29 protein-coding genes, 1 other RNA gene and 1 pseudogene are annotated in these 25,966 nt (G+C 67.1%); 15 read left to right on the top strand and 16 right to left on the bottom strand.

Annotated features, from left to right (window positions below; all coding sequences use genetic code 11):
- Positions 1-55: 55 nt before the first annotated feature.
- Both ACZ5M6_RS11555 and ACZ5M6_RS11550 read right to left on the bottom strand, forming a co-directional pair.
- Positions 56-1,147 (bottom strand): PLP-dependent cysteine synthase family protein, encoded by a 1,092-nt coding sequence (locus ACZ5M6_RS11555; RefSeq protein ID WP_464158703.1) that lies wholly within the window; start codon positions 1,145-1,147, stop codon positions 56-58.
- 95 nt (positions 1,148-1,242) lie between these two features.
- Positions 1,243-3,600, bottom strand: coding sequence for an ATP-dependent helicase (locus ACZ5M6_RS11550; protein WP_464158701.1), 2,358 nt, complete (start codon positions 3,598-3,600; stop codon positions 1,243-1,245).
- A gap of 146 nt (positions 3,601-3,746) precedes the next feature.
- Between ACZ5M6_RS11550 and ACZ5M6_RS11545 the strand changes: the two genes are divergently transcribed.
- Entirely contained in the window at positions 3,747-3,974 is a 228-nt protein-coding gene (locus tag ACZ5M6_RS11545; RefSeq protein ID WP_464158699.1) for a hypothetical protein, read from the top strand.
- On the opposite strand, the gene ACZ5M6_RS11540 is transcribed toward ACZ5M6_RS11545, so the two are convergent.
- The gene (locus tag ACZ5M6_RS11540) at positions 3,955-4,674 is read right to left on the bottom strand and encodes an SIMPL domain-containing protein (RefSeq protein WP_464158697.1); all 720 of its coding nucleotides are present in this window, start codon (positions 4,672-4,674) and stop codon (positions 3,955-3,957) included. The genes ACZ5M6_RS11545 and ACZ5M6_RS11540 overlap by 20 nt on opposite strands.
- Positions 4,675-4,698: 24 nt before the next feature.
- Complete coding sequence (locus tag ACZ5M6_RS11535) at positions 4,699-4,923, bottom strand: ribbon-helix-helix domain-containing protein (RefSeq protein WP_464158695.1); 225 nt, start codon at positions 4,921-4,923, stop codon at positions 4,699-4,701.
- Between the two features lie 138 nt (positions 4,924-5,061).
- Here ACZ5M6_RS11535 and ACZ5M6_RS11530 point away from each other — a divergent pair, with 138 nt between their 5' ends.
- On the top strand, positions 5,062-5,955 hold the full coding sequence (locus ACZ5M6_RS11530) for a DMT family transporter (RefSeq protein WP_464158693.1): 894 nt from the start codon (positions 5,062-5,064) through the stop codon (positions 5,953-5,955).
- 3 nt (positions 5,956-5,958) lie between these two features.
- Here the strand turns inward: ACZ5M6_RS11530 and ACZ5M6_RS11525 are convergent, their stop codons facing one another.
- Positions 5,959-6,147 carry a DUF4169 family protein gene (locus ACZ5M6_RS11525; RefSeq protein ID WP_182713060.1) on the bottom strand — a complete coding sequence of 63 codons (189 nt, stop codon included), beginning with the start codon at positions 6,145-6,147 and terminating at the stop codon, positions 5,959-5,961.
- Between the two features lie 2 nt (positions 6,148-6,149).
- Positions 6,150-7,385 (bottom strand): patatin-like phospholipase family protein, encoded by a 1,236-nt coding sequence (locus ACZ5M6_RS11520; RefSeq protein ID WP_464158692.1) that lies wholly within the window; start codon positions 7,383-7,385, stop codon positions 6,150-6,152.
- A gap of 144 nt (positions 7,386-7,529) precedes the next feature.
- Between ACZ5M6_RS11520 and ACZ5M6_RS11515 the strand changes: the two genes are divergently transcribed.
- Both ACZ5M6_RS11515 and ACZ5M6_RS11510 read left to right on the top strand, forming a co-directional pair.
- A complete protein-coding gene (locus ACZ5M6_RS11515) occupies positions 7,530-7,769 on the top strand; it encodes a DUF2171 domain-containing protein (RefSeq protein ID WP_054765876.1) in 240 nt (79 codons plus the stop codon).
- Positions 7,770-7,858: 89 nt separating this feature from the next.
- A complete protein-coding gene (locus ACZ5M6_RS11510; protein WP_287396488.1) occupies positions 7,859-8,245 on the top strand; it encodes a YccF domain-containing protein in 387 nt (128 codons plus the stop codon).
- Positions 8,246-8,404: 159 nt separating this feature from the next.
- Here the strand turns inward: ACZ5M6_RS11510 and ACZ5M6_RS11505 are convergent.
- A pseudogene (locus ACZ5M6_RS11505) lies at positions 8,405-8,986 on the bottom strand (AAA family ATPase); the annotation flags it as partial.
- Between the two features lie 4 nt (positions 8,987-8,990).
- Complete coding sequence (fumC, locus tag ACZ5M6_RS11500) at positions 8,991-10,382, bottom strand: class II fumarate hydratase (RefSeq protein ID WP_152950333.1); 1,392 nt, start codon at positions 10,380-10,382, stop codon at positions 8,991-8,993.
- A gap of 81 nt (positions 10,383-10,463) precedes the next feature.
- Between fumC and ACZ5M6_RS11495 the strand changes: the two genes are divergently transcribed.
- Together ACZ5M6_RS11495 and ACZ5M6_RS11490 are read left to right on the top strand one after the other, a co-directional pair.
- Complete coding sequence (locus ACZ5M6_RS11495; protein ID WP_464158689.1) at positions 10,464-11,081, top strand: peptidylprolyl isomerase; 618 nt, start codon at positions 10,464-10,466, stop codon at positions 11,079-11,081.
- Complete coding sequence (locus tag ACZ5M6_RS11490; RefSeq protein ID WP_054765871.1) at positions 11,078-11,434, top strand: RusA family crossover junction endodeoxyribonuclease; 357 nt, start codon at positions 11,078-11,080, stop codon at positions 11,432-11,434. Before ACZ5M6_RS11495 ends, ACZ5M6_RS11490 begins: the two co-directional genes overlap by 4 nt.
- Here ACZ5M6_RS11490 and ACZ5M6_RS11485 read toward each other — a convergent pair.
- The 4 genes from ACZ5M6_RS11485 to miaA all read right to left on the bottom strand — a co-directional run bounded on the left by ACZ5M6_RS11485 (position 11,403) and on the right by miaA (position 14,043).
- A complete protein-coding gene (locus ACZ5M6_RS11485; protein WP_054765870.1) occupies positions 11,403-12,167 on the bottom strand; it encodes a C13 family peptidase in 765 nt (254 codons plus the stop codon). The genes ACZ5M6_RS11490 and ACZ5M6_RS11485 overlap by 32 nt on opposite strands.
- A 63-nt stretch (positions 12,168-12,230) precedes the next feature.
- Positions 12,231-12,701, bottom strand: coding sequence for an SspB family protein (locus ACZ5M6_RS11480; protein WP_182713053.1), 471 nt, complete (start codon positions 12,699-12,701; stop codon positions 12,231-12,233).
- An 89-nt stretch (positions 12,702-12,790) separates the two neighbouring features.
- Positions 12,791-13,156, bottom strand: a transfer-messenger RNA (tmRNA) gene (gene ssrA, locus ACZ5M6_RS11475).
- A 5-nt stretch (positions 13,157-13,161) separates the two neighbouring features.
- Entirely contained in the window at positions 13,162-14,043 is an 882-nt protein-coding gene (miaA, locus tag ACZ5M6_RS11470) for a tRNA (adenosine(37)-N6)-dimethylallyltransferase MiaA (protein ID WP_370866399.1), read from the bottom strand.
- Positions 14,044-14,117: 74 nt separating this feature from the next.
- On the opposite strand from miaA, the gene ACZ5M6_RS11465 reads away from it, so the two are divergent.
- Both ACZ5M6_RS11465 and ACZ5M6_RS11460 read left to right on the top strand, forming a co-directional pair.
- Positions 14,118-15,191, top strand: a complete 1,074-nt coding sequence (locus ACZ5M6_RS11465) for an Mrp/NBP35 family ATP-binding protein (RefSeq protein ID WP_191557991.1) — start codon at positions 14,118-14,120, stop codon at positions 15,189-15,191.
- A 75-nt stretch (positions 15,192-15,266) separates the two neighbouring features.
- A complete protein-coding gene (locus ACZ5M6_RS11460) occupies positions 15,267-16,364 on the top strand; it encodes an NADH:flavin oxidoreductase (RefSeq protein WP_183215396.1) in 1,098 nt (365 codons plus the stop codon).
- Positions 16,365-16,398: 34 nt separating this feature from the next.
- On the opposite strand, the gene ACZ5M6_RS11455 is transcribed toward ACZ5M6_RS11460, so the two are convergent.
- From ACZ5M6_RS11455 to ACZ5M6_RS11440, 4 genes are read right to left on the bottom strand one after another with little or no spacing between them, the layout of a single operon-like run.
- A complete protein-coding gene (locus tag ACZ5M6_RS11455; protein WP_054765867.1) occupies positions 16,399-16,719 on the bottom strand; it encodes a YbjQ family protein in 321 nt (106 codons plus the stop codon).
- A gap of 9 nt (positions 16,720-16,728) precedes the next feature.
- Positions 16,729-17,259 (bottom strand): dihydrofolate reductase, encoded by a 531-nt coding sequence (locus ACZ5M6_RS11450; protein WP_054765866.1) that lies wholly within the window; start codon positions 17,257-17,259, stop codon positions 16,729-16,731.
- Entirely contained in the window at positions 17,256-17,555 is a 300-nt protein-coding gene (locus ACZ5M6_RS11445; RefSeq protein ID WP_464158685.1) for a phosphoribosyl-ATP pyrophosphohydrolase, read from the bottom strand. The genes ACZ5M6_RS11450 and ACZ5M6_RS11445 overlap by 4 nt, the downstream gene beginning before the upstream one ends.
- Complete coding sequence (locus tag ACZ5M6_RS11440; RefSeq protein WP_054765864.1) at positions 17,555-18,406, bottom strand: thymidylate synthase; 852 nt, start codon at positions 18,404-18,406, stop codon at positions 17,555-17,557. The genes ACZ5M6_RS11445 and ACZ5M6_RS11440 overlap by 1 nt, the downstream gene beginning before the upstream one ends.
- 264 nt (positions 18,407-18,670) lie before the next feature.
- Between ACZ5M6_RS11440 and serS the strand changes: the two genes are divergently transcribed.
- The 7 genes from serS (at position 18,671) to secF (ending at position 25,963) form a co-directional block, all read left to right on the top strand.
- Complete coding sequence (gene serS / locus ACZ5M6_RS11435; protein WP_054765863.1) at positions 18,671-20,167, top strand: serine--tRNA ligase; 1,497 nt, start codon at positions 18,671-18,673, stop codon at positions 20,165-20,167.
- Positions 20,167-20,958 (top strand): 5'/3'-nucleotidase SurE, encoded by a 792-nt coding sequence (surE, locus tag ACZ5M6_RS11430; protein ID WP_191554015.1) that lies wholly within the window; start codon positions 20,167-20,169, stop codon positions 20,956-20,958. The genes serS and surE overlap by 1 nt, the downstream gene beginning before the upstream one ends.
- Complete coding sequence (locus ACZ5M6_RS11425) at positions 20,955-21,599, top strand: protein-L-isoaspartate(D-aspartate) O-methyltransferase (RefSeq protein WP_054765861.1); 645 nt, start codon at positions 20,955-20,957, stop codon at positions 21,597-21,599. Before surE ends, ACZ5M6_RS11425 begins: the two co-directional genes overlap by 4 nt.
- Before the next feature lie 275 nt (positions 21,600-21,874).
- Positions 21,875-22,924, top strand: a complete 1,050-nt coding sequence (locus ACZ5M6_RS11420; protein WP_321208062.1) for a peptidoglycan DD-metalloendopeptidase family protein — start codon at positions 21,875-21,877, stop codon at positions 22,922-22,924.
- Positions 22,925-23,028: 104 nt separating this feature from the next.
- A complete protein-coding gene (gene yajC, locus ACZ5M6_RS11415; protein WP_054765860.1) occupies positions 23,029-23,346 on the top strand; it encodes a preprotein translocase subunit YajC in 318 nt (105 codons plus the stop codon).
- 35 nt (positions 23,347-23,381) lie between these two features.
- Positions 23,382-24,974, top strand: coding sequence for a protein translocase subunit SecD (secD, locus tag ACZ5M6_RS11410; protein WP_464158682.1), 1,593 nt, complete (start codon positions 23,382-23,384; stop codon positions 24,972-24,974).
- A complete protein-coding gene (gene secF / locus ACZ5M6_RS11405; protein WP_464158681.1) occupies positions 24,974-25,963 on the top strand; it encodes a protein translocase subunit SecF in 990 nt (329 codons plus the stop codon). The genes secD and secF overlap by 1 nt, the downstream gene beginning before the upstream one ends.
- Positions 25,964-25,966: the final 3 nt, after the last annotated feature.

Genomic DNA, 25,966 nt, shown 5'->3' with positions numbered 1-25,966 from the left:
CGTCTGCGGCCTCTCGGACCTTCTTAGTCCCGTTCATCCCCACAAGACAGCCGGTTCAGGCCTTGGGCAGAACGCCGGTTTCGAAGAAGGCGTCCAGGCGGGCCTCCCAAGGGGCGGTGTCCAGGCCCTGGGCGGCGATCCAGGCGTCGTCGAAATAGGTGGAGGCGTAGCGGTCGCCGTGGTCGCACAGGATCGAGACGATCGAACCGCATTCGCCCGCCTGCGCCATCTCCTGGGCCAGTTCGACACAGGCCCACAGGTTGGTGCCGGTCGATCCGCCGCAGGGGCGGCCCAGACGCCGGCTGAGGACGCGCGCAGCGGCGATGGAGGCGACGTCGGGGACGACGATCATCCGATCCACCACGCTGGGGATGAAGGAGGGCTCGACCCGCGCCCGGCCGATGCCCTCGATCAGGGACGGGCGATCGGCGCTGCTCTGGACCGCCGCGTCGGCCCAGTGACGGTGAAAGACCGAGGCTTCCGGGTCGGCGACGCAGATCCGGGTGTCGTGGCGATTGAACCGGGCGAACCGGCCGATGGTCGCCGAGGTGCCGCCGGTGCCGGCGCCGCACACGATCCAGCGCGGGATGGGGCAGGGCTCGCGTCGCATCTGGGCGAAGATGGACTCGGCGATATTGTTGTTGCCGCGCCAGTCCGTGGCCCGTTCGGCATAGGTGAACTGGTCCATATAGTGGCCGCCCAGTTCGTCGGCGAGCCGCTGGCTCTCGGCGTAGGCCTCGCCGGGCACGTCCACGAAATGGCAGCGTCCTCCGTAGAATTCGATGGCGGCGATCTTCTCCTGGGCGGTCGAGCGCGGCACCACGGCGATGAAGGGCAGGTTCAGCATCCGGGCGAAATAGGCCTCGGACACGGCGGTCGAGCCGCTGGACGCCTCGATGATGGTCATGCCCTCGCCGATCCAGCCGTTGCTGAGGGCGTAGAGGAACAGCGACCGCGCCAGACGGTGCTTCAGGCTGCCGGTCGGGTGGCTGGATTCGTCCTTCAGATACAGGGCGATGTCCGACAGGGCCGGCATGTCCACCGGGATCAGATGGGTGTCGGCCGAGCGGTTGTAGTCCGCCTCGATCCGCCGCATGGCCCAGCTCAACCAGGCGCGATCAACGGTGGGACGGGCAGGGGCGGACATGGCGGACTCGGTCGCAGACAGGAAGGCGATGGCTTAGGCCAAAGCTTGGCCGACGGCAAAGGCGGATGATCGCCGCCACGCCGACGTCGCTCCGTTCAGTCCGCCTTCTCCACGAAACTGTCGATCACCCGTTTCTCGCCCGCCTTTTCGAAATCGACCAGCAGCTTGTTGCCCTCTATGACGCGGACGTGGCCGTAGCCGAACTTCTGGTGGAAGACGCGCTGGCCGCGCGCCCATCCTGAGCTGGACTTCGGGTCCGCCGTGGCGATCAGGCGGCCGTCGCCCTCGATCACGGCCTTGCGCGCGGGGATGCGGTTCGGCGTCTGTGCGGCGGTGAAGCTTTGGGCCCGTTTCCAGCCGGGGGAGGAATAGCCGCTGCCGAAGCTGGGCGCGTCGTCCCAGCGGCTCTTGGCCTCCTTCATGCCGGTCGAGGCGCCGTAGTAGCCGGTGTCGGATTGTGGATCGACGTGGGCGATGGGCAGTTCGTCGACGAAGCGGCTGGGCAGTTGCGAGGTCCAGCGGCCATAGACCAGGCGGTTGGCGGCGAAGGAGATGCGGGCGTCCTGTTTGGCGCGGGTGACGCCGACATAGGCCAGGCGGCGTTCCTCCTCGAGGCCCTTCTCGCCCTTTTCGTCGATGCTGCGCTGGCTGGGGAAGACGCCTTCCTCCCAGCCGGGCAGGAAGACCAGCGGGAACTCAAGTCCCTTGGCGCCGTGCAGGGTCATGATCTGGACCGCCCCGTCGCCGTGCGGGTCCTCGGCCGTCGCCCGTTCCAGGTCCATAACCAGGGAGACATGCTCCAGATAGGCCTGCAGCGTCTCGAACTGCTGCATGGACTGGGTCAGTTCCTTCAGGTTCTCCAGCCGCGTCTGGCCGCTGGTGCGGTCGGCCTTCTGCATCTCGGTGTAGCCGCTCTCCTCCAGCACCGTCTCCATGACCTGCCAGTGAGGCGTGGTCTCGGCCAGGGCGCGCCAGCGGTCCAGGTCGCGCACGAAGTTGGACAGGGCGGTGCGGGTGCGGGCCTGAAGCTCGTCGGTGTTGATCAGGCCTCGCACGGCCGTCAGGGCGGACAGGTCGTGCTGGCGGGCGATCTGCAGGATCTTCTGGACGCTGGTGTCGCCGATGCCGCGCTTGGGGACGTTGACGATCCGCTCGAAGGCCAGGTCGTCGTCCTCGGACTGGATCAGGCGCAGATAGGCGTGGGCGTCGCGGATTTCGGCGCGTTCGAAGAAGCGGGGGCCGCCGATGACCTGGTAGGGGATGGCCAGCATGACCAGCCGCTCCTCGAAGGCGCGCATCTGGAAGGAGGCGCGGACCAGTATGGCCATGTCCTTGTATTTCAGCCCCGGCTTGCCGGCGTGGGGGCGACGCGCGGTCTCGATCTCATCGGCGATCAGACGGGCCTCGGCCTCGCCGTCCCAGACGCCGCGCACCCGCACCTTGTCGCCGCTGTCGTCCTCGGTCCACAGGGTCTTGCCCAGACGGTCGCGGTTGGCCGCGATCAAGCCCGAGGCGGCGCCCAGGATATGGCTGGTCGAGCGATAGTTGCGCTCCAGCTTGACGATCTTGGCGCCGGGGAAGTCGCGCTCGAAGCGCAGGATGTTGTCCACCTCGGCCCCGCGCCAGCCGTAGATCGACTGGTCGTCGTCGCCGACGCAGCAGACATTGCCGGTCGAGGCCGTCAGCAGCCGGAGCCACAGATACTGGGCGACGTTGGTGTCCTGATATTCGTCGACCAGAATGTAGCGGAAGCGTCGCCGGTATTCCTCGGCCAGGTCCGCGTGCTTGGACAGGATGGTGATGTTGTGCAGCAGCAGATCGCCGAAGTCGCAGGCGTTCAGGGTGCGCAGGCGGGCCTGATAGGCGGCGTAAAGACCCTGGCCCTTGCCGTTGGCGAAGTCTTCGCCCGGCGGCAGTTTCTCGGGCGTCCAGCCGCGGTTCTTCCAGTGGTCGATCAGGCCGGCCAGGGATTTGGGCGTCCAGCGCTTGGTGTCGATATTGGCGGCTTCCAGCAGCTGTTTCAGCAGCCGTTCCTGGTCGTCGGTGTCCAGGATGGTGAAGCTGGACTTCAGCCCGACCAGTTCGGCGTGGCGGCGCAGGATCTGGGCGGCGATGGAGTGGAAGGTGCCCAGCCAGCGCAGGCCTTCGGCGGAGGGGCCGATCAGATGGGTGATCCGTTCGCGCATTTCGCGCGCGGCCTTGTTGGTGAAGGTGACGGCAAGAAGCTCCCACGGGCGGGCGCGGCCGGTGGCCAGGATGTGGGCCAGTCGCGTCGTCAGCACCCGCGTCTTGCCCGTGCCGGCGCCCGCCAGGACCAGGACCGGGCCTTCCGTCGTCTCGACCGCCTCGCGCTGCTCGGGGTTCAGTCCAGACAGATAGTCGCGGGCCTCTCCCTCCTGCGGCGCACGCGCGCGGGCCAGGTCTGAAATACGGGGGGCGGGAAGATCGGTCACAGGCGGCAAGCGGTCCGGGTGGTCAGAATCGAAGAAGGGAACATAAGGGGACCAGACGGCGATGTCAGGACCGGTCCGGAAATGAACTGCGGAACCGGTTCCGCCGAGGCTCTGTTCCCCTGACGATGCAACGGAAGGCGCAGAGGATGACCCGACCATCGGACCGAAGACCTGGACAGGACGGAGGCGGTTGGCGGGCTTTCGTCCTCGGCATGGTCGGCATGTTCGCCGTTATCGCCGTGTGGGTCGCCCTGGTCGAATCGACGGGTGAGCGGGAGGTCGACGAGCGGCGATCGACCGAACGGCCCGCGTCCGAGATCGTCCAGCTGGGCGAGGTACAGGCGCCGGACGGGCCTATTTCAGACTATAGGTGATGGTGGTCACGACGCGGACCTTCTTGTCGATCGACCCGGACTCGTCGCCGCCCGCGCCGTCGCGCGGCAGGATTTCAAAGGAGCCCTGGGTGGCCTGACGAATGGGGCCGAGCGGCGTGCCCGAGTCCTTGGCGAATTGTTCGGCGCCGGTGCGGGCGGCGGCCGTGCCTTCGGCGATCATCTGGGGCCGGACGGCGTTCAGCTTGGTGAAGATGTAGGAGGGGCCCTGGAAGTCCTGAAGCACCACGCCCTGACGGACCAGGTCGTTGAGGGCGCGGGTGGTGGCCTGGACCCGGGCGACGTCGCCGGTGCGGACGATGACGGTCTGGGCCAGGATGAAGCGGGGGCCGCCGTTCTGGACTCCGTACTCCCGAGACCGCGTGTCGGCCACCTCCAGCCGTCCCAGGTCGACGGCCTCGGCCGGGTAGCCCTGCGACCTCAGGAACTGGCGGACCAGGGCCAGGTTGCCGTCGATCCGGGCCTGGACTTCGGACAGGACCTCGCCCGAGGCGGTGAAGCGCAGCGGGAGGACCGCGAGATCGGCCTTCACCTCGCGCTCCGACAGGCCGCGCACGGTCACGGTGCGGTCGCCGGCGCGGGCGTGGACCACGCCCTGGCTGATCAGGGCCCCGGCGCCGATCAGGCCGAGGGCGATTAGACCGCCGAAGGCGGCGGCGGGGATCAGGCGCGGGGTGTCCATTCGAGGCTCCTTTGACGACCCATGTTACGCGCCCGGACCGTGCTCCGCCACCCAGGACAGGGCCAGAAGGCGGCAGGCGGAGGCGAGGGGGCGACGCCCGCGGCCGGCGTCGATATCGGCCAGCAACTGCGCCTTGCTGAAGCTGCGGGCGGCGGCGATCCGATCCAGAACCGCCCAGAATTCCGGCTCCAGGGCCACGGAGGTGGCATGGCCCGCCAAGACCACGGAACGCTTGGTCAGGCCGCTCATCGCAGCCCGGGTCGGGGAGAGTGGACAGGGGCGCGGCGCATGGGCTTCCTTTTCGGCGGGTGTCACATTCGGGCGCAAGACGTGAGGGGCGCCGATGGGGCGACGGTGGTATCCGGACGCCGCCAACCGGAGTCTTGCATGAGTCGCCCCGTCACCGTCCTCGCCATCCTGACCTGCGCCCTGATCTGGGGCACGACCTGGTTCGCCATCACCCTGCAGCTGGGCGTGGTCGATCCTATCGTCTCGATCGTCTGGCGTTTTGGCCTGGCGGCTGTGGTCCTGTTCGGTTTCTGCGTCCTGACGCGCCGGCCGCTGAGGCTGACCCGTGCCCAACACCTCGCCGCCGTGGGGCAGGGGGCCTTCGTCTTCGCGGTCAGCTACGGCTTCGTCTATGCGGCCGAGGAGCGGGTAGCCTCGGCCGTGGTGGCGGTCATCTTTGCGGCCCTGGCCTTCGTGAATCTGGTGATGTTCCGGCTAGTGGAGCGGCAGAAGGCGTCCGCCGGCGCCTGGCAGGGGGCGGTGCTCGGGATTTGCGGCGTCGCGGTCCTGTCGTTTGGCCAACTGGCGGGAACGGGGGCTTCCGCCGGATCGGCGCCGGGGCTGGGCATTGTGCTGGCCCTCGTCGCGGTGCTCGCCTCCGCCTTAGGCAACTGGTTTGCCTGGCGCGGTCAGCAGGCCGGAGCCCCGGTCATGGCCGCCACAGCCGGGGCCATGGCGTACGGCACGGCCATGTTGGCTGCTTACGGGCTTGCGACCGGAGTGGAGTGGCGGGTCGAGGCGACTCCCGCCTATGTTCTGTCCCTGCTGCACCTGTCGCTTTTCGGATCGGTCATCGCCTTCGGCCTGTACTTCACCCTGGCGAAACAGAGGGGGTTCGCCCTCGCCAGCTATATCTCGGCCCTGACCCCGCCGATCGCCGTCATCATGTCCGTTCTGTTCGAGGGGGCGGAGGTCGGCGTGACCATGCTGGTCGGTCTGGCCCTTGTGCTGGTCGGCCAGGTCTTGCTGATCCGGGCGCCCAAGGCGGCTTAAGGCTCAGTCTTCCGTCGGCGTCTCACGCTTCTGACCGTTCAGGCGACGGTCCGCCCGCTCCTGCTCGGCCCGGGCGGCCTGTTTCTCGCCCTTGGAGCGTCCGTGGACGACGCGGTTCGCCGCCGCCCGGATCTTGTCTTCTGACTTTGCGCGGGCCTTGCGCGCCCGGTTCAGGTTGATGATTTCAGCCATGGTCAGTTCTGTTTTTCGGGTCTGTCGGCCTCGTGGGGTCTCAGCGGCTCGGGGACCTCCTCGGCGGGCAGGGCCTTGGCGGGAAGGAAGCCAGGCGAAGGTTCCGGCCGATCCAGGCGGGTCCAGGCCTCGGCGGACCGACCTTGCCGGCGCCCCAGTTCGAACAGGGCCGTCATGGTCTTCTGGTCGAACTCCAGGCTGGAGGCCTCGACATTATCGGGAATGGCGGACAGGGACAGGCTCATCCCGTTGCGCCGGGCGAAGGCGGCGGTGGTCGCCAGATGCGCGCGCAGCGAAGCCTTGCTCATGCTGTCGTAGCTGCGCATCAGGATTGCGGTCAGCCGACCGGGCGTGACCCCCTCGTTGCGGCCGACCTGGCCGTTGACCACGACATAGAGGGCGCCGCCGCCGGGCTCGTCCTGCGGCCGCGTCCACAGGGCCAGGGGCTCCGGGATGGCGAGGAAGGGGGTGTTGACCCCGCCGTCGGCGTGCATTTCCATCACCACGGTCTGGTCCGGCTGGAGGCCGGCGATCAGCACGGGCGGAAAGACGCCTGGGATGCTGGCGGACGCCACCAGCACCTCCTTGAACAGGGCGCGCGAATTCTCGTCGTTCTGGCTGGCCAGCAGGCCCATGTCCCAGATGACCGTCTCCTCGTTGTCCAGATTGGTGGTGGCGACCAGCAGGCGGCGGCCCTTGGCGTGTTCGCGGGCGATGGCCGCCAGGAGGTCGGGGGTCACGTTCTCGTCAACGAGAGTCCGGAGCACCGAGGCGCTGTAGAGGCTGGGGTAGAGGAAGAAGGCCAGGCTGCGCCAGCTCAACAGGCTGCTGGCGCCCCCGTCCGTATAGGCGTGGCCCAGCTGGGGGTCCCATTCGGAACCGGCGAAGGCGAAGGGGGCGGCCAGGGCGCCGGTGCTGACGCCGGTGACGATGTCGAAGACCGGCCGGTCGCCCCGCTCGGTCCAGCCGACCAGCACGCCTGCGCCATAGGCGCCGTTGGCCCCGCCGCCGGACAGGGCCAGGATCGACAGATCATGTTTCTGAGCCAGGCGCTGGCCGACTTCTTCAGTGAAGGCCTCGAGGCGCACGGCGTCATTCGTGCGGATCCGCGGGTCCTGAGCCGGGATCAGAGCGCCATCGGCCAGGCGCAGCGGCCCTTCCGGCCGCTGCAGGGTGCCGCAGGCGGCGACGGACCAGGCCATCATCATCGCCAGCAGGGTCGAGCAGGCGCGTTTCATATGTACCTCGACGATCCGTGAAGGAGCCGGCGGCCGAGCTCGGGCCCGTCCCAGGTTCCTTATACAGCAGTAAGCTATGCGGTTTGAAACCCGCTCGTGGCGCATCCGTTTCATGGGACCAATCTTCAAACCCGGAGAACCCTCATGGTCGACGCCTCGCTCATCAAAGAACATCTCGAAGTCGTGGGATCGGACGGCGGCCACGTCGGGCGCGTGGATCATGTGCTGGGAGACCAGATCGAACTGGCCAAGCTGGACCTCGCCGGCGGCTTCAAACATCACCTGATCCCGGTCAGCTGGGTGGAACGGGTGGATGACAAGCATGTCCACCTGAACCTGACCCAGGACGAGGCCAAGGCGCGCTGGTCCGAGAAGCCGCACTAGGGTCCGGGTTTCGGTGAATTAATGAAGGCCCTGCTGTCGTCGGCGGGGCCTTCGTTCTATCTGGAGGACATTGTTCTCGGAGAGATGCGATGATCCGTCTGATCCTGAATATCCTGTGGTTGGTCTTCGGCGGCTGGCTGTCGGGGCTGCTGTGGCTGCTGGGCGGCGCGATCCTGGCCCTGACCGTGGTGGGCCTGCCCTGGACCTTCGCCGCCTGGCGGATCGCCAGCTATTCCTTCTGGCCCTTCGGACGCGAGATCGTCTGGCAGGACGCCCATCCGGTGGCGGGCTGTCTGGGTCTGGTGCTGAACATCGTCTGGTTCGTCGTGGCGGGCTGGTACATCGCCCTGTCGCACCTGGTTATCGCGGTGGCTGAGTTCGTCTCCATCATCGGCATCCCCTTCGCCCTGAAGGATCTGGAACTGGCCAAGCTGGCGGTGGCGCCGGTGGGGCGGACGATCCGGGAGAAGGTCTGAGCCCCAGTCCGGCTTGAGCAGTATGTCCAGCATCATCTCGCGACGGGTCAGGAAGTTGCGCGTGACCTGATAGTGATCAGTGTCCTCGTATTCGATCCGTTCAAGACCGTGTTCGGACGCCTGGTAGATCCAGGCGTTGGGATAGCCGAGAAGGATGGGCGAATGGGTGGCGATGATCAGCTGGGACCGCGCCATGACCAGCTCGTGCAGGCGCGCGAGGAAGGACAGCTGCCGGCTGGGTGACAGGGCGGCCTCGGGTTCGTCCAGTATGTAAAGGCCGTCGCCGATAAAACGATTGTCGAAAAGGGCGAAGAAGGACTCGCCGTGCGACTGTTCGTGCAACCGGCGGGCGCCATACCGGGACCCCATGACCTCGGGACTTTCCAGATAGGAGGCGACGGTGAAGAAGCTCTCGGCGCGGAGAAAGAAGCCGTCCTGAACCCTCTGCGCCGACCGGACCGGCCTTACGAACCTGTGCAGAGGCGAATGGCTGTCGCGTGTGCCGAAACGGTGTTCGCGACCGCCGCCTTCGGGGTTGAACCCCCACGCCACCGCCAGGGCCTCGATCAGCGTGGACTTTCCTGAGCCGTTCTCGCCGACGAGAAAGGTTACGTTCGGGTGGAAGGCCAGCCGGTCGAGCGAGCGCACGACCGGCAGGTTGAAGGGATAGACGGAAGCGTCCCAGCCGTCTCGGCGCTCGAAAAGGGCCTCGATCCAGTAGGGACGCTCCAGGGCGGTCATCTCATCAGCCCGGCGAGATCATCTTCTCGGGCCGGACCGCCTCGTCGAACTCGGCGTCGGTCAGATAGCCGCCGCCCACAGCCTCTTCACGCAGGGTGGTGCCGTTCTTGTGCGCGGTTTTGGCGATCTTGGCGCAGAGGTCATAGCCCAGCTTGCCGTTCAGGGCCGTGACCAGCATCAGCGAGTTGTTCAGGCCGCGCGCGATATTGTCTTCGCGGGCTTCGATGCCGACGACGCAGTTGTCGGTAAAGCTGATCGCCGCATCGGCCAGCAGTCGGACCGACTGCAGGAAGTTGTAGGCCATGACCGGGTTGTAGACGTTCAGCTCGAAATGCCCCTGCGAGCCGGCGAAGGTCAGGGCGGCGTTGTTGCCGAACACCTGGACGCAGACCTGGGTCAGGGCCTCGCACTGGGTCGGATTGACCTTGCCGGGCATGATCGACGAGCCCGGCTCGTTTTCCGGCAGGGCCAGCTCGCCCAGGCCCGAACGCGGGCCGGACCCCAAGAAGCGGATGTCGTTGGCGATCTTGAACAGCGAGGCGGCCACCGTGTTGATGGCGCCGTGGCTGAAGACCATGGCGTCGTGGGCGGCCAGGGCCTCAAACTTGTTCGGGGCGGTGGTGAAGGGCAGGCCTGTGATCTGGGCGATCTGGGCGGCGACCTTTTCGGCAAACCCGATGGGGGCGTTCAGGCCGGTGCCGACGGCGGTGCCGCCCTGGGCCAGTTCCATCAGCTTGGGCAGGGTCTGTTCGATCCGCTCGATGCCGTTGGCGACCTGCTGGGCGTAGCCGCCGAACTCCTGGCCCAGGGTCAGGGGGGTGGCGTCCTGGGTGTGGGTGCGGCCGATCTTGATGATGTGGGCCCAGGCCTTCGACTTGGCGTCCAGGGCCGCGTGCAGGTGCTTCAGCGCAGGGATCAGGTCGTTGACGACCTGTTCGGCGCAGGCCACATGCATGGCCGTCGGATAGGTGTCGTTCGACGACTGGCTCATATTGACGTGGTCGTTGGGGTGGACCGGCTTCTTGGAGCCCATCTCGCCGCCCAGGATTTCAATGGCGCGGTTCGAGATCACCTCATTGGCGTTCATGTTCGACTGGGTGCCCGAACCCGTCTGCCAGACGACCAGGGGGAAGTGGTCGTTCAGCTTGCCCTCGATGACCTCGTTGGCGGCCTGGATGATGGCGTCGGCCAGGGCGGGGTCGAGCTTGCCCAGGTCGCGGTTGGTCTCGGCGGCGGCGCGCTTGACGATGCCCAGGGCCCGCACGACCGGCAGGGGCTGCTTCTCCCAGCCGATCTTGAAATTGCCCAGAGACCGTTGCGCCTGGGCCCCCCAGTAGCGATCGGCGGCGACCTCGATGGGGCCGAAGGTGTCGGTTTCAGTGCGGACGTTGCTCATGCGCGGACAAGGCTCTCAGGCGTGGCGATTGTATGCGCGGCGGTGTAGCACGAGAGAAGAGCAGGGCAAGGCGAGGCGGCCATGGGACCAAAGCATATTCTAACGGCGACTCTGCTGATGCTGGCGGGATGCGCCGGACTTCCCGCTGAAGAGCCTCGACCGCGCGTCGCCCTGGACACGACGGCCGGGCGAATCGTTCTGGCCCTTGACGCCGAAGCGGCGCCGATCAGCACCTGCAACTTCATCAGCTACGTCGTCTTCGGCGACTATGACAACGGGTCCTTCTTCCGCACCGTGGTGCGCGAGACCAATACGGCCAACCCGAACCCGATCGACGTCATCCAGGCGGCGACGCCGCGGGGGAGCGACGACGACGCCCGTCCGCCCATTCCGCTGGAGCGGACTCGGGACACAGGACTGCGTCATCTCGCGGGGACCGTGTCCATGGCGCGCGACGGCCCGGACAGCGCGACGTCCAGCTTCTTCATTGTGACCCAGGACACCCCCAGTCTGGATTTCGGCGGCGCCCGCAATCCGGATGGCCAGGGATTCGCCGCCTTCGGCCGGGTGATCGAGGGATTGGATGTGGCGCGCCGCATCCAGAAGATGCCTGCGAACGCCGAAGAGCAGCTGACGCCGCCGGTCGTCATCCGTTCCGCCCGTTTGCTGGACGCCGCGCCGTCCGTCTGCACCCGATGACCGTCGGCTGGATCGGAACCGGCAAGGTGCGGGCCCGCGAGGACGGCGAGGCGGTCGAGATCGTCATCGACGGCCTGACCACTCAGGCCAAATACTACAAGCCGCTGGTCTATGAGTTCATGCGCAAGGAGTGGGCGTCGCGGCCGTCCTGGGGCGATCATGTGGTCGAAATCCGCATGGAACATGTCGGCGAACCCCCGTGGATGGACCTCGACAACCTGGCCAAGGCCCTGCTCGACTCGATCAAGGGCTATCTGTTCCACGACGACAGCCAGGTGGCCCGTCTTCTCGTGGAGCGGCGGGAAGGCGAGCGCGAGCGGATTACGATCCGATCCTATCCTCGTAGGGCCTGAACCGCAGCGTCGGCAAAAGCAGTTGCATGTTCGCGCCGATCGCCGTTTGAGGCTCTGAGGCCGGAGAGAGCCCCTCCGCCTGTTCGCGCGCGGCGACGCAAGACGTGGCGGCGCGGGACAGGGCGATGAAATCCGGCGCGGTTTTCAGGCCGTCCAGCACGCATTCATCAAAATAGGGATAGAGGGCGTCGGCGGCGCAGCCGAATGAGGAGCGATCGCGCCGGGCGGCGGTCATGACCATGCGGTTCGGTCCCTTCAGGCCGTCGACGAAGACGCCCGAGAAACAGGCGGACAGCACCACGACCGTCGGACGATCGCCGCAGGTTTGACGCAAGACAGGGATCAGATCCTCTGGAGCCAGCGTCGCCTCCGGTCCGAAAACCAGGCCTTCGGGAGAGCCGTGGGAGGTGACGTAGAAGAGGCAGCCGCGCGTCGCCCGTTCAGCCGCCTCGGCAAACCGACGCAGGCTGTCCTCGGCCTCCACCGGCGCGGCGACGTCCGGACGCAGGCTCACGCTGACCATGGAGGCCGGATCGAAGCCGGCTCGCTGAAAGGCCTTGGACAGGTCGCGTTGGGCGTTGTCGAAGGCGGTGATCGCTCGGCCGTCGCTGTCGCGCCAGTCGGCGGCTATGACGGCGGAGGCCCAGCCGTCGAACCGGTTCTGCGCCTGGGCCGAACAGCCCAGGACGACCAGGCTGAACATTACGACCGCCGCCGTGGTCCACCGACCCATCGCACGTCCTCATCCACATCCCTTACACGGGAGCTTAGCGCCAGGACGGGGTGAGGGAAGGCGCTATTTCTTGCGGAACTGGTCCAGGGAAACGACCTTCGGACCGTCGGACGTCGGCGCCGGATCTTCCGGCGGCGTGGCGTCTTCCACATTCTCGACGATCTCGGGTTCTTCGAACTGCAGCAGGAACTGGACGCTGGGATCGTAGAAGCGGGTCACCGCCGTATAGGGCATGGCGAGGGTGCGAGGCACGCCGCCGAAGCGGAGCTTCACGGAAAAGCGGTCGGCCTCGACCTGAAGATCCTCATACTGGTGTTGCAACACCACCGTCATTTCATCGGGATATTTGGTCAGCATGTCCGCAGGAATGCTGACGCCGGCGGCCCGGGTCTTGAAGGTGATGTAGAAGTGATGCGCGCCGGGCAGACCTTCGGCGGCCACATGATCGAGCGCAGACCGGATCACGCCGCGCAAAGCCTCGTGCGCCAGCCGCTCGTACTGCATCTCATCGACCGGAGGGGTCTGGTCGGTCATCGTCACCTCGCAATTAAGCGCGACTGATAGCGGCGCAGGCGCGTGGGCGAAAGATGTGAATGAGGTAAAGACGCAGGATGTGCGGGATAAGCGCCGGGATTCTGTTGCCAGGCTCCCGACAGGCCCCGCCCAGGGATCTGAACCCCTAGGACTTAAGGTTCGAAATCACCCGAACCGCATTACGCGGCGAGAGCGACTTCTCCAGCGAAGTTATCGTTCGCAGTTAGAAAATGGCCCGATACGGTGGGCCAGGACGAGCGAAAGCAATCCTCTTTACACGTCCGTCGATGCTAGTCGGCCCCATACTGCCTCCGCCGATAACGCAGGGAGAAATGGTGGAGCCGCCGGGAATCGCACCCGGGTCCGGTCCGCTTATTACAGGCGCCTTTATCGCCATAGTCCGGCCGAAGCCGAACGACGCGAATATAGGCGTGGCCTGGGCGGTTTCCAAGCCCCGTCGTCAGGCGCCGGGGAGCCGAAGCCAGTCCGGCGTCTGGTTTCGGAACCAGGTCAGCTGCCGCTTTGCGTAGTTCCGTGTGGCCTGCTTCAGCGCAGCGACGGCCGGCTCGCGCTCAAGGTTGCCGGCGACATGGGCGGCGAGCTCGCGCACGCCCACCGCCTTGAAAGCCGGAAGGGCGGGTGAAAGATTGCGCGCGATGAGGCGTCGAACTTCGGACAGGGCCCCCGTTTCCACCATCGTATCCACGCGCCGGTCGCAGTTGGCGTAGAGGACCGCGCGATCCGGTTCGAGCACGAGGCCCGTCCATGAACCGGGCTCCAGAAGCGGGCGGGTCCGCGCCTTCCAGTCTGTCAGCGAGCGACCGCTGGCGGAATGGACGCTCATGGCCCGCACCAGGCGCTGGCGGTCGCCGACTTCTATGGATTGCGCGGCCTGGGGGTCGACGTCGGCGAGCCGGGCGCGAAACGCAGCCTCGCCTTGCGCCAGATAGTCCGCCTCGATCTGGTCGCGCACGGCGGCGGGGACCGGAGGAATGTCGGCCAGCCCACGGGTCAGGGCTGCGAAATAAAGGCCCGTGCCGCCGACGAGGACGGCGGGGCGATTCTCCGTCCGCAGTTCGTCCAGAATGGTCAGGGCGGCCCGGCTCCATTGTCCGACCGACCAGGCCTCAGCCGCGTCAGCGACGCCATAGAGTCGGTGGTCGGCCAGAGCTTCGTCCTCCGGCGAGGGGCGGGCGGTCAGGATGCGCAGGTCGGCGTAGAGTTGCTGGCTGTCCGCGTTGATGATGACCGCCCCGGTCTCGCGCGCCATCTTCAACGCCAGGGCGGATTTTCCCGAGGCGGTGGGGCCGGCGATCAGGGTGACTAACGGCGGCTTGGACAAATCGAGGCTCGCGGGCGGCATCCAGGGGCGATAGAACGCGCCCCTTATCGCCTGCAAGTCTTGTGGAGACCGTCTTGGTCGAACGTTCCGCCGTCATCGCCGCGCTCGACGCCGTCAAGGACCCGGTTTCGGGCCAGGGGCTCCATGCTTCGGGCCTGGTGCAGGGGCTGGTCGTGGCCGAGGATCGGGCGGGCTTCGCCCTGGAGGTGGACCGCAGTCTGGTCGCGACCTACGCCCCCGTCAGGGACGCGGCCGAGGCGGCGCTGAAGGCCATCCCCGGCATGAACCGGGTCTCGGTGATCCTGACGGCGGAGGCCAAGCCCGGGCTCGGCAAGCCCGCGCGCACCGCCGGCCTTTCGAAGGCCGCTGTGGATCAGGGACGCCCCAAGGCGCCGGTCCCTACGGACCGTCCGGCCCATGTCCGGCGCGTGCTGGCCGTCGCCAGCGGCAAGGGCGGGGTGGGCAAGTCCACCGTGGCCGTCAATCTGGCCGCAGCCCTGGCTGCACGGGGGCTGTCTGTCGGGATTCTGGACGCCGACGTCTACGGTCCCTCGCTGCCCACCATGCTGGGGATCAGCGGCCAGCCCGCCTATGAGGACGGGGCTATGGTGCCGCACCAGGCGCATGGACTGAAAGCGATGTCTGTGGGCCTGCTGACCAGGATGGACGACGCCATGATCTGGCGCGGGCCGATGGCGTCCCAGGCCATCACCCAGATGCTGACCCAGACCCGATGGGGCGCGGCCGAAGCGCCGCTGGACGTGTTGGTGGTCGATCTGCCGCCCGGCACAGGCGACGTGCAACTGACCCTGATCCAGAGGACCCCGCTGGACGGCGCCGTCATCGTCTCCACGCCGCAGGAGGTGGCTCTGGCCGACGCCCGGCGGGCGCACACCCTGTTCCAGAAGGTGAATGTGCCGACGCTGGGCCTCATTGAAAACATGAGCGGCGACGTCTTCGGACAGGGCGGCGCCAAGGCCGAGGCGGAGCGCCTGTCTGTCCCCTTCCTGGGCGATCTGCCGTTGGAGGCGGCTCTGCGCCAGGGCGGAGATGCGGGGCGGCCGGTGGTCGTCTCGGATCCCGAAGGCGCGATCGCGGTGCGGTTCGCTGTGATCGCCGAGCAAGTGGCGGATTCTCTGGGGTTGTAGAAACTTCAGGGCGTGGGGTTTTCAAACGCAACTCTATTCGCCACCTTCACCCTTGCCATTTCGCGAGGAGATCCAATGAGCGTCGACGCCCTGTTTCGCCCTTTTACGGTCAAGGGACTGACCCTGCCCAACCGCATCGTCATGGCGCCCATGACGCGGTCCTTTTCCCCGAACGGCGTCCCTACGTCCGATGTGGCCGGCTATTACCGCCGCCGCGCCGAGGGCGGTGTGGGGCTGATCGTGACCGAGGGCACGGTGGTGGAGCGTCCCGCCGCCCGCAACGACGTCAATGTACCCGTTTTCCACGGCGAGGCCCTGCCGCACTGGAAGACGGTGGTGGACGAGGTCCACGCCGCCGGAGGCCTGATCGCGCCGCAGATCTGGCACGTCGGATCCGCGCGGGGGCAGGGTGCTGATTGGACGCCCTTGGGCAAGGTGGACAGTCCGTCAGGCCTGACGGCGCCGGGCAAGGCCAAGTATGAGCCGATGACCGAAGAAGACGTCGCCGACACCATCGCTGCGTTCGGTCGCTCTGCGCGCGCGGCGCGGGAGCTGGGCTTTGACGCCGTCGAAATCCACGGCGCCCACGGCTATCTGATCGACCAGTTCTTCTGGGGCGGGGTCAATGTGCGCGAGGACCGCTGGGGCGGGCCGACCATCGCCGAGCGGGCGCGCTTCGGCGCCGAGGTGGTCAAGGCGGTGCGCGAAGGCGTGGGCGACGACATCCCCGTCATCCTGCGCCTGTCGCAATGGAAGCAGCAGGACTTCGCCGCCCGGATCGCCGAGACGCCGGACCAGATGGTGGAATGGCTGACGCCCCTGTCGGACGCCGGGGTCGACGTCTTCCACTGCTCGCAGCGCCGCTTCTGGGAGCCGGAGTTCGAGGGGTCGGACCTGAACTTCGCCGGCTGGACGAAGAAGCTGATGGGCAAGCCGACCATCACCGTCGGCTCGGTCGGGCTGGACGGCGAATTTATCGCGGCCTTCGGTGGAGAAGGCTCCAAACCCGCCTCGCTGGACGGTCTGGTGCGCCGGCTGGAGAAGGAGGAGTTCGATCTGGTGGCGGTCGGCCGCGCGCTGCTGGCCGATCCGCACTGGGTGCAGAAGATTCGGGACGGGCGCACCGAGGAACTGCGCAATTTCGAGCGCTCGGACCTGATGACCCTGTCCTGACCGGCTGCGTCGAGCCGGTCAGGTCTCAGTGAGGTCAGGCCGGCTCGACGATCACGGCGGTGCCGTAGCACAGCACCTCGGTCACGCCCGGCATGATCTCGGTGGCGTCATAGCGGACGGCCAGAATGGCGTTGGCGCCGTGGGCCTGGGCGTGTTTGACCAGTTCGTCATAGGCTTCCTGACGCCCCGCCTCGGCCAGTTTCACATAGGCGCCGACCCGGCCGCCCAGCATGGACTGGACGCCGCCGATGGCGTCGGAAATGGCGTTGCGGGATCGCACCGTAACGCCGCGCACCAGGCCGATGTGGCGGGTGACGCGAAAACCGGGCAGGTCATTGGTGGTGGCGACGTACATGAGGGGCTCCTAACGACGATCCAAAACGCGGAAGGTGAAGGCGTGGTCGTCCTTCTCGCCCGCCGCATGGGTTTCGGAAGATACTTCAACCCAGGCTGTTTCGTCGAACGACGGAAAGACCGCATCTCCCTCGGGGGCCGCGTCGACCTCGGTGATATAGAGGCGGCGGGCGCGGGGCAGGGCGGCGGCGAACAGGGCCGTGCCGCCGATGATGCAGATCTCGTCCACGCCGTCCTCCTCGGCGGTCTCGCGCGCGATCTCGATCGCCTCGTCCAGATTGGAGCAGACCACGGCGCCCTTGGCCATGCCGTCGGCCTCATAGGACTCGTCCTTGGTCAGGACCAGGTTCAGCCGGCCGGGCAGGGGCTTCAGCGGCAGGCTCTCCCAGGTCTTGCGCCCCATCAGGCAGGGCTTTCCGATAGTGATCGCCTTGAATCTCTGCAGGTCCGAACGCAGCCGCCAGGGCAGGTCGCCGTCCCGGCCGATGACGCCGTTCCGGCCGCGGGCCACGACCAGGGCGATCCGAGCGGGCCCGGTCATGCCGCAGGCTCCAGCCACTTCAGCCATTTGCGTCGCATCGCGGTTTCAAGGTCGATCCCGGCGCCCGCGCAATAGATCAACAGCATGCCCAGAACATCGGCCGCCTCGTCGCGCAGGGCCTCGGCGTCGCCCGCGCCGCGCGCCCGACCGGACAGCCGCAGATGTTCAGCCGTCAGCTCTCCCAGCTCTTCCTGGAGCTTCAGCAAGGCCCAGTCCCGGTCGCGATCAATGCCGTGATTGGCGGCGTAGAGGTCGGAGATGCGCAGGACGTCGGCCTGCAGACTCTTGAAATCCATCAGACGGCCACTTCGGCCTTTATGTGCGGCCAGGCTTCATAGCCCTCCAGCGTGAAGTCCGACAGTTCGAAGGCGAACAGATCGTCCTTCGGCGCGATCTTCATCACGGGCAGGGGCAAGGGTTCGCGTGTGAGCTGGAGCTCGGCCTGTTCCAAATGGTTCAGATACAGGTGGGCGTCGCCGAAGGTGTGGACGAACTCGCCCGGCTCCAGCCCGACCACCTGGGCCAGCATCATCGTCAGCAGGGCGTAGGAGGCGATGTTGAAGGGCACGCCCAGGAAGACGTCGGCACTGCGCTGATACAGCTGGCAGCTCAGTTTCCCATCCGCCACGAAGAACTGGAACAGGCAGTGGCAGGGCGGCAGGGCCATGTCGTCGACGTCCGCCGGGTTCCAGGCCGTGACGATATGGCGGCGGCTGTGGGGATTGGTCTTCAGGCCATGGACCAGTTTCTCGATCTGGTCGATGACGCGGCCGTCCGGCGCCGCCCAGGACCGCCACTGTTTGCCGTAGACCGGACCCAGTTCGCCCTCGGCGTCGGCCCATTCGTCCCAGATGCGGACGCCGTTCTCCTTAAGATAGGCGATGTTGGTTTCGCCGCGCAGGAACCACAGCAGTTCGACGATGATGGAGCGCAGGTGCAGCTTCTTGGTGGTCAGGACAGGGAAGCCCTTGGAAAGGTCGAACCGCATCTGGCGGCCGAAGACGCCCAGGGTGCCGGTGCCGGTGCGGTCGTCGCGGCGCACGCCCTTGTCCAGAATGTCGCGCAGCAGGTCCAGATACTGCCGCTCCGGATGGTCGGCCGGGGCCGTCCGGCCCTGAAGTTCTGAAGAGGCGACCTGAGCGTTCATGCCGCCAACTTGCCCCAGTCCGGGTGATTCGCCACGCGGTTCCGAACCGACGTCCACAGAAAACGGGCCGGCCCCCTCCGTCGCGGCGCTGCGCGCCGCGCCACCTCCCCCAGAGGGGGAGGATTTCGGTCATCGCATTCCTCCCTTTTGGGGAGGGGGACCGCGCGAAGCGTGGTGGAGGGGGAACCGCCCCGCCGCCGTTGCCCCTAACCGCGCAGGCGGGTAGAGCGTTCGGCTTCTCCCGCCCAGCCGAAGTTTCAGACCATGCACGACATCAGAGCCATTCGCGAAAACCCGCAGGTTTATGTCGCGGGCTGGTCGTCGCGCGGGGTGGATCAGGCCGACGGGCTGGTGGCGGACATCCTGCGGCTGGACGCCGAACTGCGCCACGCCCAGACCACGGGCCAGGACGCCCTGGCCAAGCGCAACGCCGCCTCCAAGCTGATCGGCGCCGCCATGGGCAAGAAGGACATGGCCGAGGCCGACCGGCTGAAGGCCGAGGTCGAGGCGCTGAAGGGCGATATCGCGGCGGCGGCCGAGATCGAGGCGCGCGTTGGCAAGGACCTGCGCGACCTGCTGGCGGGGTTGAAGAACCTGGCGGCCGAGGATGTGCCGGACGGCGAGGACGAGGCGGGCAATGTCGAGGTCTCGCGCTGGGGCACGCCCCGCGAAGGCGGCCCGGCCAAGGATCACGCCGACCTGGGCGAGGCCCTGGGGATGCTGGACTTCGAGGCGGCCGCGAAGATGTCGGGCGCTCGGTTTGCGGTGCTGAAGGGGCAGTTGGCGCGGCTGGAACGGGCCGTGGGCCAGTTCATGCTGGACCTGCAGACGGACCAGCACGGCTATCTGGAAGTGAACCCGCCGCTGCTGGTGCGGGACGAGGCGATGTTCGGTACGGGACAATGGCCGAAGTTCCGGCCAGATCTATTCCAAACGGGGCTGTCCTTCCGGGACCAGTACGAAATGATCAAGTCACGCGGCATTGATGCTGGCGACGTTTATGATCAACTCGTTGCTGACTATGAGCGCAACAACGGCCCCATCGAAATTGATGAGAACGGCTACTCTGAAGTTTATTCGGCGTTGGGAGAGCGAGCTTGGATCGAAGCTGAAGAGGCATTCTTCAAGCTTCAAGCCAGTGAGGCACAAAGCCGCCGTTGGCTCATCCCCACCGCCGAAGTCTCCCTGACCAATCTCGTGCGCGAGACCATCCTGTCCGAGGACGACCTCGCCACGCCGATGCGGATGACGGCGCTGACGCCCTGCTTCCGCGCTGAAGCCGGGTCGGCGGGGCGGGATACGCGCGGGCTGATCCGCCAGCACCAGTTCTCCAAGGTCGAGATGGTGTCGATCGCGCGGCCGGAAGACTCCGACGCCGAGCACGAGCGGATGACGGCCTGCGCCGAGGCGGTGCTGAAGGCGCTGGAGCTGCCGTTCCGGCGGATGCTGCTGTGCAAGGGCGACATGGGCTTCTCGGCGCAGAAGACCTTCGACCTGGAGGTCTGGCTGCCCAGCCAGGGGACCTATCGCGAGATCAGCAGCTGCTCGAACTGCGGCGACTTCCAGGCCCGGCGCATGGACGCCCGGTTCAAGCGGGCCGGCGAGAAGAAGACCGAGTTCGTCCATACGCTGAACGGGTCGGGGCTGGCGGTCGGTCGGACCCTGGTGGCGATCATGGAGAACTATCAGCAGGACGACGGGCGGATCGCGGTGCCGAAGGTGCTGCAGCCGTATATGAGCGGTCGCGAGTTCGTAGGCTGATGCGTATCCTCCTGACAAACGACGACGGGATCGAGGCGGAAGGTCTTGAATCCCTTGAGCGGATCGCGCGCACCCTGAGCGACGACATCTGGGTGTGCGCCCCCGCCGTCGAACAGTCGGCCAAGGGGCGGGGGATCACCCTGACCGAGCCGCTGCGGGTGCATAAGCATGGCGAGCGGCGGTTCTCGGTGACGGGGACGCCGACCGACTGCGTCATCCTGGCGGTCAACGATCTGATGCCGGAGAAGCCGGACCTGGTGCTGTCCGGGGTGAACCGGGGGCACAATATCGGCGAGGACGTCAGCTATTCCGGCACGGTGGCGGGGGCGCTGCAAGGCATGGCCTTCGGCATCCGCTCCATCGCCCTGAGCCAGAGCCTGGAAAGGTTCCATGACGAGGTGGTCGCCCACTGGGAGACGGCCGAAGCCTTCGCCCCGGCCATCATTTCGCGTCTGCTGGACCAGAAATGGGCGCCGGGCGTGGTGATGAACCTGAACTTTCCCAATCTGCCGCCCGAACGGGTCGAGCAGATCGAGGTGACGACGCAAGGCTTCCGCGACGTGGGCGAGATGCATGCGGTGCGCCGCACTGACCTGCGGGGGCGCGACTATTACTGGATGAGCTTCCGCGGCGAGAAGCAGGAGCATGCCGAGGGCACGGACCTGAGGGCCATCGAGGCGGGGCGGATTTCGGTCACGCCTCTGCACATCGACCTGACCCACATGCCGAGCGTCCATGACCTGAAAAAGGTGCTGGGCGGGGCGCCGCCGAAGACGGTGAAGGCGGCATGAACCTGCACGACGACCGCGCCGGACGGCTGATCCTGTCGCTGCGCCAGCAGGGGGTGACGGACCCCCGGGTGCTGGGCGCGATGGAGAGCATCGACCGCGCGGTCTTCGTGCACGAAAAATTCCTGGATCAGGCCTGGGAAGACCAGGCCCTGCCGATCGACTGCGCCCAGACCATCAGCCAGCCCTATATCGTCGGCCTGATGACCCAGGCCCTGGACGTCCAGCCCCGTCACCGGGTGCTGGAGATCGGCACCGGCAGCGGCTACCAGTGCGCGGTGCTGAGCCGGCTGGCGCGCTATGTCTATTCGGTGGAGCGGTATCGCAGTCTGCTGGTCGAGGCCGAGGCGCGTCTGCGCGCCCTGGAGATCGAGAACGTCATCACCCGTCACGGAGACGGCGGCCTGGGCTGGATCGAACAGGCGCCCTTCGACCGGATCATGGTGACGGCCGCATCGCCGGGCGAGCCGACCGAACTGTTGAAACAGCTGAAGCCAAACGGGGTTCTGGTGGCGCCGGTGGGCCGCACCTCGGTGCAGATCCTGCACCGCTATGTGGGGCAAGGTGACGGCTCGTTCCGGCGCGAAAGCCTGACGGAAGTGCGGTTCGTGCCCCTGGTCGAGGGGACGGCGAAGGAGGGGTGAGACCTTCCCCCGCTTGCGGGGGAAGTGTCAGGTCGTGGCGCGAAGCGACACGCCTGACGATGGGGGAAGTCATGCTTCTTGAAAGAAAACTTCCCTCTCCGACCCTGGTCCGCTGCGCGGACGCCAGGCCACCTCTCCCGCAAGCGGGAGAGGGTCTGGACGGCCGTTAACCTTCCCGCCCCACTTTGGCGACGATTGCGGGCTTGGCTTGGGCGGCGCGAGCGGGCAAACCGGGCGGGCGGATTTAACCACGTAAGGAGCGGCCGGTGCAGGTGATGTCGGGCGGAATGAGAGCGGTTGTGATCTTGGCGGCGTCGCTGAGCGCAGCGGCCTGTATGACCTATCCGTCCGAGCCGCAGTATTCGACGCGCCCTGTTCCTGCCGGAGGCGCCCAGCCGCAGGCTCAGCAGGGCCCCTATGGTCAGCCGGCCCAGCCGCAGACCCCCGCCCAACCGTATCAGCAGCCGCCGGCGACGGCGCCGGTCGGCTCGATCGACGGCGGGGCCCTGCCGCCGCCGGTTTCGGTCACGCCGGCCCAGCCGACCTATCCGGCGACGCCCGCCCCATCTTCGCCGCCCGCCGTGGTGACGCCGGGCGCGGCCTATGTGATCCAGCCGGGCGACACCATCTCGGGCGTCGGCCGGCGGTTCCAGACGCCGGTTCAAACCCTGATCGACCTGAACGGGCTGGGGCCGCGCGGCGCGATCACCAGCGGTCAAAGAATCATTCTGCCCGATTCCGCCGTGGACACGGGACGCGATCCCTACGCCACGGGGCCGTCGCCGGCCGGTGTGCTGGTGCCGAACTCGGGGGTGGTTCCGCCGCCCCCGCCGCCGCCCTCGGGCAATCCGGCCCTGCCGGCCCAGACGCGGCCGGTCCAGACGCGGCCGGTCGAGAGCGCGCCCGGTCCGGCGACGACGCCCGTCGCAGGCGGAACCATCGCCCTGCAATGGCCGGTGCGGGGCGACATCCTGAGACGGTTCGGTCCGGTCGGCATGGGCGAGCGCAACAATGGGATCAATATCGGCGCCTCGGCCGGCGCCTCGGTCGTGGCGGCGGCCGGTGGGCGCGTGGCCTATGTGGGCGACGATCTGGTGGGCCAGGGCCTGACGGTGCTGATCGTGCACAACGGCGGCTGGCGCACGGTTTACGGCCATCTGGGCTCGGCCACGGTCAAGGACGGCGACGACGTGCGCGCGGGTCAGCAGATCGGCACCGTGGGTTTGACCGCCGGGGACGGCCGCCCGTCGATCCATTTCGAGACCCGCCAGATGCGCGGCGACGACCCCGTGGCGGTCGATCCCCTGAGCGTATTGCCGCGCTGATCGTTCGTTACGTTGCAATCCGCGAAGCGCGGCCCTAGGTTCCGCGCCTCGTTTTAATGGGGGCGCCGACGAGGGCCGCCCCGCCTTGTGTTCGGAGAGACCCCATGGGCGCCCCAGCTGACGGCGGCATGATGGCCGTGATCATGCAGTTCCTGCCGATCGTCGCCATCTTCATCCTGTTCTACTTCCTGCTGATCCGTCCGCAGCAGAAGCGCGCCAAGGAACATGCGGCCGCCATCGCCGCCGTGAAGCGCGGCGACACGGTGGTCCTGTCCAGCGGCGCCATCGGCAAGGTGACCCGCGTCGAAGAGGCCGAGGTCAATGTCGAGATCGCGCCCAGCGTCAATATCCGCGTCGTCAAGGCGATGATCGCCGAGGTGCGCAACCGCACCGCCGTCGCCGCCAACGACTCCAAGGCCTGAGACCCGAAGCGTATCGCTGAACCTGGACTGTCCTCATGATTCAGCTGTCGCGCTGGAAAATCATTCTCGTCGTCGCCTCGGCGATCATCGGCTGCCTGCTGGCCTATCCCAACCTGCTGAGCCCGGCTCAGCGGGAGGCGCTGCCCGGCTGGCTGCCGAAGAACGCCCTGAACCTGGGGCTGGACCTGCAGGGCGGCTCCTATCTGCTGCTCGAGGTGGACGTGCCGGCGATGCGCGAGAAGCGCGTCACCAATCTGATCGAGGACGTGCGGGTGACCCTGAACGGCGAGGGCATCGCCACCAACGGCCTCCAGCGCGAGGCGGGCGGCGTCGTGGTCGCTTTGGCGGACCCGGCGAAACAGACCGCCGCCTTTGAAGCCCTGCGCCGCCTCGCCGGCGCGCCGGGACCGTCCGGCCAGGTCGAACGGACGGCCAGCCGCGTCGGTTCGGACCGGGTCCGATTCGCCTATACGGACGCGGCCCTGGCCGGCATGGGATCGACGGCGGTCGATCAGTCCATCGAAGTCGTCCGTCGCCGCATCGACAGCCTGGGTACGCGCGAACCCTCGATCACCCGCCAGGGCGCCGACCGGATCGTGGTCCAGGCGCCGGGCGAGAGCGATCCGCGCAGGCTGGAGGAGGTCATCGGCCAGACGGCGCAACTGACCTTCCAGATGGTGGACACTGAGAATTCGGTGACGGAGGCCCAGGCGGGTCGCGTGCCGCCGGACGCTGAACTGCTGACCGATGAACAGGGCACGCCCTATCTGGTCAAGAAGCGGGTTCTGGTCTCGGGTGAAAACCTGACACGGGCCTCGGTCGACGCCGATCAGAGCGGCCGCCCCGCCATCGGCTTCCGCTTCGACGGCGCCGGCGCCCGCCGCTTCGGCGAGGCGACCTCGGCCAATATCGGCAAACCCTTCGCCATCATCCTGGACGGCAAGGTCATATCCGCGCCGCGCATCAACAGCGCCATCACCAACGGATCGGGCATCATCGAAGGCCAGTTCACGATCCAGGAAGCCGCGACGATGGTGAACCTGCTGAACGGGGGCGCCCTGCCGGCGCCGCTGAACGTCGAGGAACGCCGGACCGTGACCGCCGAACTGGGCGCCGACGCCGTGGCCGCAGGCGCCCTATCGACCGCCGTCGGCTTCGCCATCATCGTGGTCTTCATGATCCTGGCCTACGGCCTCCTGTTCGGGGGCGTTTCGGTGGTCGGCCTGATCCTGAACGGCGTGCTGATCGTGGCGGCCATGTCGCTGACCCAGGCGACCCTGACCCTGCCGGGCATCGCGGGTCTGATCCTGACCTTCGCCGTGGCGGTGGACGCCAATGTGCTGATCTATGAGCGGATGCGCGACGAGGCCCGGGCGGGCCGCAGCGTGATCGCCAGCATGGACGCCGGATTCTCCAAGGCCTGGGGCACGATCCTGGACGCAAACGTCACCACCCTGGTGGCGGCGGCGATCATGTTCGTCTTCGGCGCCGGTCCGGTACGCGGCTTCGCCTGGACGCTGAGCATCGGCGTCTTCACCTCGGTGTTCTCGTCGGTTCTGGTGGCCCAGGTGCTGCTGGCCTACTGGCTCAAGACCGCCAAGCCCAAAAAACTGCCGATCGCGGAGTAATGGCGATGCGTGGATGGCCCCTCATCAAACTGCTGCCGCAGAAGACGAACTTCCATTTCGTCAAATACTCCCGGTACGCCGCCGTCCTGTCGGTGGTGCTGTGCATCGCCTCGATCGTGGGCTGTTTCGTGCCCGGCCTGAACATGGGCATCGACTTCCGGGGCGGCGCCTCGATGGAGGTGTCCAAGCCCGCCGGCCAGACCATCGAGCTGGACCGGGTGCGCGAGGCGGTGAACGGTCTGAACCTGGGCGACGTCCAGGTGCAGGGCATCGCCCGGCGCGACACCAATGTCGATGACGGCTCGACCGCCATCCTACGCTTCCAGGTGCCGGAAGGCCGCGATCAGACCCAGGTGGTGAACCAGGTCGAGCGCGCCATCAGCGGCACGGTCGGCGAGGTGCAGTATTCGGGCGTCAGCGTGGTCGGGTCCAAGGTGTCCGGCGAACTGTTCACCTCGGGCCTGTTGGCCCTGGCCGTCGCTATCGGCCTGATGTTCCTCTACATCTGGTTCCGGTTCGAGCCGCAATTCGGCTTCGGCGCCGTGATCGGCCTGCTGCACGACGTGGTGCTGACCTTCGGCCTGATCGTGGTCTTCCGCCTGGAGTTCAGCCTGAACATGGTCGCCGCCATCCTGACCGTCATCGGCTATTCGATGAACGACACCGTGGTGGTGTTCGACCGGCTTCGCGAGAACCTGCGCAAGTACAAGACCATGCCTTTGGGCGAGGTGATCGACCTGTCGCTGAACGAGACCCTGTCGCGGACCATCATCACCGGCGTGACCGCCGTCATGGTGCTGGCGGCCCTGGCCCTGTTCGGCGGCGAAGCCCTGTTCGGCTTCTCGATCGCCCTGATGTTCGGCATCATCGTGGGCACCTATTCGTCCATCTATGTCGGCGCGCCGATCATCCTGCTCTGGGGCGTCAAGCGCGGCACCCTGAACGAGGAGGCCAAGCCGGTTAAGCTGGGCATGGCCAGCCGGCCCTGATCA

This window comes from Brevundimonas sp. Br13 (assembly GCF_055391505.1).
This window is presented reverse-complemented; position numbering and strand designations above follow the sequence as displayed.

Coding starts and splice junctions, on each gene's coding strand:
- ACZ5M6_RS11450 (WP_054765866.1), bottom strand. CDS start 17,259: ATGACCGGGCCCGCTCGGATCGCCCTGGTCGTGGCCCGCGGCCGGAAC.
- ACZ5M6_RS11545 (WP_464158699.1), top strand. CDS start 3,747: ATGACCCGACCATCGGACCGAAGACCTGGACAGGACGGAGGCGGTTGG.
- secD (WP_464158682.1), top strand. CDS start 23,382: ATGATTCAGCTGTCGCGCTGGAAAATCATTCTCGTCGTCGCCTCGGCG.
- ACZ5M6_RS11535 (WP_464158695.1), bottom strand. CDS start 4,923: ATGAGCGGCCTGACCAAGCGTTCCGTGGTCTTGGCGGGCCATGCCACC.
- ACZ5M6_RS11445 (WP_464158685.1), bottom strand. CDS start 17,555: ATGGATTTCAAGAGTCTGCAGGCCGACGTCCTGCGCATCTCCGACCTC.
- secF (WP_464158681.1), top strand. CDS start 24,974: ATGGCGATGCGTGGATGGCCCCTCATCAAACTGCTGCCGCAGAAGACG.
- ACZ5M6_RS11510 (WP_287396488.1), top strand. CDS start 7,859: ATGATCCGTCTGATCCTGAATATCCTGTGGTTGGTCTTCGGCGGCTGG.
- ACZ5M6_RS11425 (WP_054765861.1), top strand. CDS start 20,955: ATGAACCTGCACGACGACCGCGCCGGACGGCTGATCCTGTCGCTGCGC.
- fumC (WP_152950333.1), bottom strand. CDS start 10,382: ATGAGCAACGTCCGCACTGAAACCGACACCTTCGGCCCCATCGAGGTC.
- ACZ5M6_RS11460 (WP_183215396.1), top strand. CDS start 15,267: ATGAGCGTCGACGCCCTGTTTCGCCCTTTTACGGTCAAGGGACTGACC.
- ACZ5M6_RS11520 (WP_464158692.1), bottom strand. CDS start 7,385: ATGAAACGCGCCTGCTCGACCCTGCTGGCGATGATGATGGCCTGGTCC.
- ACZ5M6_RS11420 (WP_321208062.1), top strand. CDS start 21,875: ATGTCGGGCGGAATGAGAGCGGTTGTGATCTTGGCGGCGTCGCTGAGC.
- ACZ5M6_RS11490 (WP_054765871.1), top strand. CDS start 11,078: ATGACCGTCGGCTGGATCGGAACCGGCAAGGTGCGGGCCCGCGAGGAC.
- ACZ5M6_RS11525 (WP_182713060.1), bottom strand. CDS start 6,147: ATGGCTGAAATCATCAACCTGAACCGGGCGCGCAAGGCCCGCGCAAAG.
- ACZ5M6_RS11555 (WP_464158703.1), bottom strand. CDS start 1,147: ATGTCCGCCCCTGCCCGTCCCACCGTTGATCGCGCCTGGTTGAGCTGG.
- surE (WP_191554015.1), top strand. CDS start 20,167: ATGCGTATCCTCCTGACAAACGACGACGGGATCGAGGCGGAAGGTCTT.
- serS (WP_054765863.1), top strand. CDS start 18,671: ATGCACGACATCAGAGCCATTCGCGAAAACCCGCAGGTTTATGTCGCG.
- ACZ5M6_RS11480 (WP_182713053.1), bottom strand. CDS start 12,701: ATGACCGACCAGACCCCTCCGGTCGATGAGATGCAGTACGAGCGGCTG.
- ACZ5M6_RS11440 (WP_054765864.1), bottom strand. CDS start 18,406: ATGAACGCTCAGGTCGCCTCTTCAGAACTTCAGGGCCGGACGGCCCCG.
- ACZ5M6_RS11515 (WP_054765876.1), top strand. CDS start 7,530: ATGGTCGACGCCTCGCTCATCAAAGAACATCTCGAAGTCGTGGGATCG.
- yajC (WP_054765860.1), top strand. CDS start 23,029: ATGGGCGCCCCAGCTGACGGCGGCATGATGGCCGTGATCATGCAGTTC.
- ACZ5M6_RS11530 (WP_464158693.1), top strand. CDS start 5,062: ATGAGTCGCCCCGTCACCGTCCTCGCCATCCTGACCTGCGCCCTGATC.
- ACZ5M6_RS11540 (WP_464158697.1), bottom strand. CDS start 4,674: ATGGACACCCCGCGCCTGATCCCCGCCGCCGCCTTCGGCGGTCTAATC.
- ACZ5M6_RS11485 (WP_054765870.1), bottom strand. CDS start 12,167: ATGGGTCGGTGGACCACGGCGGCGGTCGTAATGTTCAGCCTGGTCGTC.
- ACZ5M6_RS11455 (WP_054765867.1), bottom strand. CDS start 16,719: ATGTACGTCGCCACCACCAATGACCTGCCCGGTTTTCGCGTCACCCGC.
- ACZ5M6_RS11495 (WP_464158689.1), top strand. CDS start 10,464: ATGGGACCAAAGCATATTCTAACGGCGACTCTGCTGATGCTGGCGGGA.